Origin of the sequence: Methylobacterium sp. J-070, from assembly GCF_022829385.1 — a bacterium.
Lineage (GTDB): Bacteria > Pseudomonadota > Alphaproteobacteria > Rhizobiales > Beijerinckiaceae > Methylobacterium.
Genome location: NZ_JAKSXX010000059.1, coordinates 1 through 2,129, shown reverse-complemented (window position 1 = coordinate 2,129; position 2,129 = coordinate 1). Strand labels below are relative to the sequence as shown.

Genomic DNA, 2,129 nt, shown 5'->3' with positions numbered 1-2,129 from the left:
AGAGCCCGTCCGATAAGGGTCTGAGGCGGGGTTGAGTGGCCGGGATGGCGATGATTCCAGGGGGGTGCTGAAGCCTGACCTGGACCTGCCATGTGGACCCCGACCACCCGGCGGCAGCATAGCCGCGCGGGCCTTCGCTATGAAACCGACCTGACCGATGCCGAGTGGGCGGTGATCGCGCCGTTGATGCCGAGGCCTGAGCCGCGCGGACGACCTCCGCTCTGGACGACACGGGAGGTCCTGAACGCGATCTTCTACGTTCTGCGCGGCGGCATCGCATGGCGGCTCATCCCCAAGGATCTGCCGCCGCGCTCGACCACCTTCGGCTACTTCAGCCGCTGGCGCGACACAGGGCTGTTCGGCCGGATCAACCACCACCTCGTCATGGCCGATCGCGCGCGTGTCGGGCGGGAAGCCTCGCCGTCTGCAGCAGTGCTCGACAGCCAGACCGTCAAAACGATGGAGAGCGGCGGACCACGCGGCTACGACGCTGGCAAGAAGGTCAAAGGCCGCAAGCGCCAAGCGCTGGTCGACACGGACGGGCGTGCGCTCGTCCTCGATCCGCAACCTGCCGACGTGCAGGACCGGGACGGAGCCGTTCCGGTGCTGCGTCTGTCGCGCCGGACCTTCCCGTTCATTACCAAGGCCTTCGCCGACGCCGGCTATGCCGGCGACAAGCCAGCGAGCGCGACGATCATCGCCGTCGAGATCGTGCGCAAGCCGCCGGATCAGGTCGGCTTTGCTGTTCATCCACGCCGGTGGGTCGTTGAGAGGTTCTTCGCCTGGATCAGCCGCAACCGACGCCTCTGGAAGGATCCGGAAGCGACCCTCGCCTCCGCCAGAGCCTTCCTCTACGCCGCAGCCGTCATGATCCTCGTCAGGCGCCTCGCCCGATCAACCTGACTTCTCGGACGGACTCTAAGCGGTGCGATTAAAGGGCGGCCGTCAAACCCAAACTGCACGGAGGCCGCCCTCTCGAAGGGGACGGCCTCCGATTTCGCTCTCTGTTCGCGCGATCAGTAGCAGTGCGTCGTGCAGGTTTGATTGCTGCCGCTGCCGGAACAGTGCGTCGTGCAGGTCCGCGCCGAGGCGGGAACCGTGACTGCCAAGAGGGAAAGCGCGCCGATTGCGATGATGATCTTTGCCATGATTGAGTTCCTGCTTGTATGTGAACAACGACTAAGCACGATCTCTTCGGACGTATGCGCCCATCTCTGGGTTGGGCACATGTTAAAGCCGCCCGCTTCAGGGCTTTTTATCGAGTTCGCGCAGTGCATTGACCTCGACGCGCGCGGTGTATTCAGTCAAATCTTCGACCGAAGCATCCACGCCCACGAGTTGATCGGTCCCGTCCCGCCGGAAAACGAACATGCAACTGACGCCGGTCAAGACGTCACTACCGCAAACGGCTTCGGGATAGCTCTCGCAGAGCCGCTCCAGCGTCGGCGTGCATCGTTCGATCACTGGCTCTGGGACGGCGAACACGCTGTAGCCACGCTGCCGTAGCGATGCGCGGACGAGGGTGTAGCTTTGACCGAAATAAGCTGAGCGCAGCGGGTCGAGCGGCGATGGCGGGCGCGGCTTGACCGGCACATCCTTGCCCCCGAGCCCGGCATCGAGCCACGGCTTATCAAGGAACTGCGGCTGGTCGAACCCGCAGACCACCTGCTTCGGTTCGTTCCCGGTGTAGACCCGATATCGGTCCTCTCCGACGGGTTCGACGAAGACGCTCTCCAGATCGACATATTGCACGGGTCGCAGGCGTTCGGCGTAGGCGTGCTCGACGAACGAGGCGGCCTTTTCCTTGCCCTTCACCGTCGTGATCGCCTTGCCCGCCGTGCGCATGGCGTCGAAGGTTTGCATCGCCTCAGGCCATGCTTTGCAGTCCGGCGGCTTGGCGTAGGCGGCTTCGTCGCCGTTGAAGTAGAAAACGCGGTTGAGTTCTAGGGTGTACGGCGATGCCTGTCCGAACTGTGCTATTGCAGGACCTAGAGCCGGTCCCGCGCCGCTTGAGACGGGTTAGCGGGTAGCGCGTTGGTGAGTGAAGGAGCTTGCTTATGCCTTCACCCCTGTCTGTGGACCTGCGCGAGCGTGTCGTGGCTGCCGTGGTGGCGGGCGCTTCCTGCCAT

General features: G+C 64.1%; 3 protein-coding genes. 1 reads left to right on the top strand and 2 read right to left on the bottom strand.

What is annotated here, in order from left to right:
* Positions 1 to 90 precede the first annotated feature (90 nt).
* Entirely contained in the window at positions 91 to 903 is an 813-nt protein-coding gene (locus MKL01_RS03570; protein ID WP_243903860.1) for an IS5 family transposase, read from the top strand.
* A 113-nt stretch (positions 904 to 1,016) separates the two neighbouring features.
* Here MKL01_RS03570 and MKL01_RS35620 read toward each other — a convergent pair whose 3' ends face one another.
* The gene (locus tag MKL01_RS35620) at positions 1,017 to 1,148 is read right to left on the bottom strand and encodes a hypothetical protein (protein ID WP_279604382.1); all 132 of its coding nucleotides are present in this window, start codon (positions 1,146 to 1,148) and stop codon (positions 1,017 to 1,019) included.
* A gap of 97 nt (positions 1,149 to 1,245) precedes the next feature.
* Positions 1,246 to 1,863, bottom strand: a complete 618-nt coding sequence (locus MKL01_RS03565) for a hypothetical protein (RefSeq protein WP_243903859.1) — start codon at positions 1,861 to 1,863, stop codon at positions 1,246 to 1,248.
* Positions 1,864 to 2,129: the final 266 nt, after the last annotated feature.